At 44.0% G+C, this 6,702-nt stretch carries 5 protein-coding genes; 2 read left to right on the top strand and 3 right to left on the bottom strand.

Annotation, left to right across the window (positions count from 1 at the left end; genetic code table 11):
- A partial coding sequence (locus F6K20_RS19050; protein WP_502708846.1) for a 3-phosphoshikimate 1-carboxyvinyltransferase occupies positions 1-351 on the top strand: 351 nt, incomplete at its 5' end.
- 398 nt (positions 352-749) lie between these two features.
- Here F6K20_RS19050 and F6K20_RS19055 read toward each other — a convergent pair.
- Together F6K20_RS19055 and F6K20_RS19060 are read right to left on the bottom strand one after the other, a co-directional pair.
- Positions 750-1,901, bottom strand: a complete 1,152-nt coding sequence (locus tag F6K20_RS19055) for a DUF1972 domain-containing protein (protein ID WP_008188523.1) — start codon at positions 1,899-1,901, stop codon at positions 750-752.
- Positions 1,902-1,978: 77 nt separating this feature from the next.
- A complete protein-coding gene (locus tag F6K20_RS19060) occupies positions 1,979-2,179 on the bottom strand; it encodes a hypothetical protein (RefSeq protein WP_287295652.1) in 201 nt (66 codons plus the stop codon).
- Between the two features lie 1,079 nt (positions 2,180-3,258).
- Here F6K20_RS19060 and F6K20_RS19065 point away from each other — a divergent pair.
- Entirely contained in the window at positions 3,259-5,544 is a 2,286-nt protein-coding gene (locus F6K20_RS19065) for an alpha/beta fold hydrolase (protein WP_008188525.1), read from the top strand.
- Positions 5,545-5,746: 202 nt separating this feature from the next.
- Here F6K20_RS19065 and F6K20_RS19070 read toward each other — a convergent pair whose 3' ends face one another.
- Entirely contained in the window at positions 5,747-6,574 is an 828-nt protein-coding gene (locus F6K20_RS19070; protein WP_287295654.1) for a glycosyltransferase family 4 protein, read from the bottom strand.
- Positions 6,575-6,702: the final 128 nt, after the last annotated feature.

Raw genomic sequence — 6,702 nt, forward strand, 5'->3', positions numbered from 1 at the left:
GATGAAATTCCGATTTTAGCAGTAGCAGCAGTCTTTGCCCAAGGAACTACTATCATTCGGGATGCAGCAGAACTGCGAGTTAAGGAAAGCGATCGCTTAGCGGTGATGGCATCCCAGTTGAACCAGATGGGAGCTAAGGTCACTGAATTGCCCGATGGTCTAGAGATTATTGGTGGTACTCCCTTAACCGGTACAGACGTGGATAGTCATACTGACCACCGTATTGCCATGAGTTTAGCGATCGCAGCCCTCAATTCCCAAGGTACAACTACCATTCACGGTGCTGAAGCGGCTGCCATCTCCTATCCAAACTTCACTACCACCTTGCAAGAGGTAATTAAGGCTTGTTGACCGTAAGTATTCAGCTATCAGCTATCAGCTATCAGCGGTCAGCTGTCAGCTTTTGAATACAAGAGGTAAGCATTCGTTTAATAGTCACGAAAGCACAGCGCTTGTGGCCTGTGCCACAAAGAAGCCTGTGCCACAAAGCACCGATTGCGCTACGCCCACGCTACGGGAATGGCCAAGGGCTTTTACCCAGACTTTCAATTCTGATTAATCTTGAACTATTAAATTCTATCCTTAGAGGTTTATTTTAAGCATTAGGCTGACGGCATTAGGCTGACGGCTGACCGCTCAAAATAAATAAAAGTAAAGGGTAAAAGTTTCTAACATTACCCTTTACCCTTTACTAGTTACCCTTTAACCCAAATTTTTCCCCGAGCAGCTAGCCTAACTTATGAAGGCTATCACTCTATTTCAGGGATTGGAGAACTTAACAAAGCTAGTTTATGCAGCTGCTTGGCTTTGGATAGGAACAACCTTTCGTAGGCTTTAATATCCTTATCCTGAGCAAATTCCTGATAGTAGCGCTCTTTGCTGGCTAGTTTCATTTTTTGCAGTTCATCACCATCATTTAGCAGTATCTCCAGCTTCTCGTCCAATTCCGATTCATTTTTGAAATAGTGAGCACCAGGTCCTGCAACCCAACGATTGAAGCGATTATTGTTTGCCAGAACCGGTTGACCAGCGCTGAGGGCTTCTACTAAAGAAGGATTAGTGCCACCAACTTGATGTCCATGAATATAGAGTCGTGCGTGGAATCTCAAGGCATTAACCACTGACTTATTATAGATAGCACCAGGAAAGATCACCTCATCACTGGCTGCTTCTAAAACTTGTTTGTGATAGGGTATCTGATCAGGTAAATAGCGACCAAGCACCACCAATTTAAGACCCCGATGTCGCCTGGAAAAGCCAGAAACAATCTCTAGAATCGAGTTTTCTGGTTCAGGTCTGGCAATCACCAAAGCATACTCCTTCGGAACCAGATTATAGGGGGTTAAAAGTTGTGAGTCGGCATCAACAACTTTCTCGGTTCCATAAGGAATCATCGTGATTTTATCAGAAGCTACTTTTCGGGTCAATAAATGACTCTTGATTCCTGGATGATCAGCAATTAAACTGTTAGCTAACCAACACCCAGCCCATTCATTGAGATATAACCAAATTTTTTCAGGAAGCCTCCATTTACTGCGTTTCCATTCCAGACCATCCATATTCATAAAATTGGTAATCCCTTTGAGGCGATACCAAATACTGAAGATGGCTGTGTTATAGCCAAGGGTAAGCACGATACCCTTTTGTTTGACCGCATGTAATGTAGATTTCCAGTCAAAAATAATCGATCCCAGTGCGTTGCCATAGGGAACCGGTATATGAACCAGACGAATACCATGCCAGTATTCTTCAAACATCTGATTTTTGTGCTCTTCCTGACAATATACTGTGACTTCCCATCCCTGAGATACAAGATATTTTGACAGCCGTTCCGCGAAAGTTTCAAATCCACCATATTGGGCGGGAATGCCACGGATACCAAGAATTGATAGTTTCAACATTTTAGATGCCCGAGTCTAACAGTATACAAAGGAAAAAACTTGCCTTCCCAATTCACGATTTACTTGGACTAAGTGAGCTAAATCACGAAAATGCACCGAACAGCCGATAACAAACGGCTATCAAAGCGATGCAGAGGTGCGACCCGTGGCGAATTTAATTCGACGACTGTAAGCGCACCTAAGCGGTCTTGGGGGAAACCCCCACTCGCTATTGCATCAAGACAGGTAGATAAACCCGATAATTTTTTTTGCCTACCTTGAGCTGCTTTATCAATCAAGTAGATTTCTAGGATAAGGCTAGGCCATGATTTGTCAAAACTCTGTTAGTTTGGCGCAGTTTGACAATGGACTATTACCTGCCATTACTGAGATAGTATTTATCAACAAACCCTTAAAACCATTAAGTATAATACGTTCCAGCGCGGTTGTTAATGTCAGACTTGATTTGATTGTAATACTGCTGGAACGCACTACCCGGAGCAGAGGGGATGTGACGCGCTTCACGCTGTGTCCCCTACAAATTTAGGATTTGTGTGATCAATAGTCTCTGAACTTTAGGCGGTCGTTGAAGCGGTTGTGCCAACTTGTCAAAACTGCCATAATCTGTTACCATTTCAGGATTTTTTAGGACGAATAACTTGACCATAGATGCAAGAATCACCATTAGTTTTCCAAACGGTTTAACGATGGCTTTGCTATTTAATCAGCCTTTCACACAGTATCTTAAAATCCCTGTCCAAATTCGATATTTTAACAAAAGTTAATGTTGTAAACAGCGGTCAATCAATTATCAATAAACTGCTACATATTGTAGTATCTCCCATTCAATCAACTCAACGGTGATCGACGTGGCACTGAGCGAGTTCATGGAAAAACCTCCAACAATTAAATTGAGCTGAAGCAACATCTGATTAGTGATCAGACTTGAGTGATCAGACTTGGGTAACAGGTTAATCAGACTTTGTGAAAAAACTGTGAACTCATCTATCCGGTAGAGTAAACAATTAGCTATTTTAAGGTAATAAACTACCTAGTGACGTAGATTTGATGATAAAAGTTCCAGGATTTATAGGAGTTACTAAATTTAGTTGGTTTTGGCTCGCTAACCCACCAAATATGGGGGGTAATACTCAAAAAATATACTAAGTTTGGTGTAGGAACGGGGGCAATGGGTAAGTCCTGATTGATCAAAAAAATCTCAAAAAAAATCTCAAACAGCGCGCTGAGTTGGCTTACAGTAAATCGTTTTACCCTGTTTTCAGGCTCAGTCTTGAAGAAATCCCAAAAAAAAGCTATACTGTATGAATTGAATAAGTAACGTTTGCTATATTAGTTTTGCTGTGAAATCTGAGCAATCATGGCTCCCGCAAGTAACCTAATCAGCAACTGGGAAATCAGGGATGTGTTAGAACCGAGTACTCGCCAACCCCAACAACTACCGAAACAATTACCGAAACAATTATTGATAAACGGCCAACAGCCCAAGCTTCAGCCGGTGGCATTTATGTTTCCAGGACAGGGAGCACAATATGTCAATATGGGGCTGGAACTAATCCATGAAATATCAACATTTCGTGATTTGATTGATCGATGCTCAGAACTCCTCAAACCCCATCTGGGTATTGACCTGCGCCATGTACTCTACCCAAAGCAGGAACAGACGAATCAGGCCACAGAGCAACTGAAACAGACTACTATTACCCAGCCAGCCATGTTTGTGATCGAGTACGCCCTAGCTCAGTTATGGATGTCTTGGGGAGTCAGTCCCCAAGCGATGATCGGTCACAGTATCGGTGAATATGTGGCAGCCTGTGTAGCTGGGGTCTTCTCCTTAGAGGATGCATTATCTCTGGTTGCCCTTCGAGGGCAGATGATGCAACAACTGCCTGGTGGTTCAATGCTTGCTGTTCCTTTACCAGAACAAGAGCTGCAATCCCTGCTGGGTCAGGAACTATCCTTAGCAGTGATTAACGGGCCATCCCAATCAGTGATTTCTGGTCCTACTGATGCGATCGCATTATTACAAAACCAATTGGATCAACAAGGGCTAGAGTACCGCAGGCTACATACCTCCCATGCCTTTCATTCCAAGATGATGGAACCGATCTTGGACTCCTTCACCAACCAGGTAAAACAGGTTAGTCTCAATCCCCCACAAATTCCCTACCTATCTAATGTTACTGGCACTTGGATTACAGCCGAGCAAGCAGTCAATCCAGGCTATTGGGCTCAGCATCTGCGGCAAACTGTGCGATTTTCTCAAGGTGTGCAACAGCTGTTGAAACAACCAGAGACGATCCTGCTAGAAGTAGGGCCTGGGCGAACCTTGAGCACATTAACTAAACGACACTCTCAGAAAGCGGTTGAGCAGCTGGTGCTAACGTCGGTACGTCATCCACGACAGGAGCAATCGGATCTAAGCTTCTTGCTCACTACCGTAGAACAGCTCAGGGAAGCAGGGGTATCAGTGGATTGGGATGGATGCTATGGTCAGACACCTGACCAGCAAGACATCCCAAGGCACAAAGGCCAAGAAGAGGATGCCCAAAAAGACAACAGTACTCTGGTAGCACCTGACCAACCTCAGCCAGACTCATCCAACACCTTTGTTGCTCCCCGAGATGACTTAGAACGTCAATTGACCAAAATTTGGGAAAACGTCTTAGGAATCAAATCTATCAGTGTTACAGATAACTTCTATGACCTAGGAGGAGACTCTCTCCTAGCCGTGCGCCTGTTTGCTGAGATTGAGAAGGTTTTCCAGAAAAAACTGCCCTTAGCTTCTCTGCTGATGGCTCCAACTGTAGCCCAATTAGTCAACCAGCTGCGCCAAGACCAAGGAGCAGCACCTTGGTCCTCAGTAGTATCAATTCAGCCCAATGGTTCCAAACCGCCTCTATTCTGTATTCATGGAGCCGGTGGTAATGTTCTCAGTTTTCGGGATTTGGCACATTATTTGGGTTCCGAGCAACCGTTTTATGGACTACAATCATTGGGTCTCGATGGCAAACAGACTCCCCTGACCACAGTTGAAGATATGGCTCGCTGCTACCTCCAGGAAATACGTAGTATTCAGCCCAAGGGTCCCTATTTTCTGTCAGGATACTGCTTTGGAAGTAAGATTGCTCTGGAAATTGCTCAGCTGCTCCGCTTAGACGGTGATACAGTGGCTTTGCTAGCTCTCCTTGAACCTAGCCCTCTTGAATTCTCCACAAGTGAAAAGCAACTTCCCTATAAGCGCAGCTATAGTGACCGATTAAAAGGACTGTTTCAGCGATTGATTCACAGAGGTTTTCAAGACGTAATCAAGCAGCAATTCCTAAAGCTTGTTTCTAAATTATATCAGTCCTTTGGGATTTCTTTACCGCAATCTCTCCAAATCATCAAAGTCCAAGAAGCTAACACCTTCGCTTCAAAAAACTATGTGGCCAAACGCTACTATCCAAACCCAGTAACAATGTTCTTGACCAGTGAGCGGATTGCCCAGTCTCCAGAACTCCAAAAAGGCTGGATAGATTTAGTTACTGGAAACCTGGAAATCCAGGAAATCTCTGGTAAGCACTTAGATGACCAACCAGGGAGTTTTCTCAAAGACCCCCATGTAGAGCTACTAGCTCAAAAAATTAGGGCTTGCATAGATTAGGTAATGGTTAGTTAATTGTTAATTTAAACCTAAGCATTAAGCCGTCAGCGATCAGCTGTCAGCCATCAGCCATTGGCCACGCTGCGCGAACAGCTTTATTCAAAAGCACCTCAAGTATCACCATCTGTAGTCCATAAGCTGAGAGCTGAGAGCTGATAGCTGAATGCTGAGAGCTGATACCTGATACCTGATACCTGAATGCTTACGAATTTATAACTTCCTGATATAGATTCAACATTTGTTCACCGATTATCTCCCATGACCAATTCTCTGAAACTATCACTCGTCCTTTTAGTCCCATAGATATGCGCTTTTCCCCATTAGTTGCTAACTGCAACAGTGCTTGATCTAAATCATTGATCACTTGGGATAGGTTATCGACAGGCACTTTAATTCCCCAGTCTTCTTGAACCATCAACGACGGTCCACCAATATCGAGACAAACCACAGGTCTACCAGAAGCCATTGCTTCCAACACCACCGTCGGCCAATGATCATGGAAGCTCGGATGCATTAACACGTCCACCTCTGCCATCCGTTGTAAGACCTGATCACGGGAAAGCTTCCCCCAAAAACTTACAGCATCACCGCATCCAAGCTCTTTAGCTAATTTCTGTAGTCCCTCCTTTTCAGGACCATCACCAATCAGCCAGTATTCACTAGTGGGGTGTTCACGATGGAACTGGGCAAAGGCACGGATGCCCAATGCAAACCCTTTCCAACCCAAAAATCTGCCAATACTTACCACTCGAAAGGGTTCGTCTTGGCGCTGGGGCAGTTGACCTAATCTTTCAATATCCTTTTGATTAAGACCAAAGGGAGGAAAAGCTTTAACTGGTAAATTGTCTGACCATTGGCTCGCTTCCCGAGATAGAATTAATTGGGCGCGAGAAGCAACAGACCACTGGGTAAAGCGACCTAGGACATTCATCGACACCATCCGAATCCGTTCCATCATGGCCGATTTTAGGGATAATGTCTTCAAGAGTACCGAAGGAATTTTATCTTTAGCGCCACCATTCCAAATCAAGGGCTTTCAGGGTGATACCCCGAAACCGCCATGATATAAGATGATGCTTCCTCTTGTGAAAACGATTTCGTAAAACTTCCAAATGTCTTATTGATAATTCCATCCATATATTTACAATGGTATTTAGA

The sequence above is a fragment of the Moorena sp. SIO2C4 genome, assembly GCF_010672485.1.
Classification (GTDB): domain Bacteria; phylum Cyanobacteriota; class Cyanobacteriia; order Cyanobacteriales; family Coleofasciculaceae; genus Moorena; species Moorena producens.

What these genes read in the sequence shown, in the direction of transcription:
- F6K20_RS19055 (WP_008188523.1), bottom strand. Translation starts at nt 1,901, where the DNA reads ATGTTGAAACTATCAATTCTTGGTATCCGTGGCATTCCCGCCCAATAT.
- F6K20_RS19065 (WP_008188525.1), top strand. Translation starts at nt 3,259, where the DNA reads ATGGCTCCCGCAAGTAACCTAATCAGCAACTGGGAAATCAGGGATGTG.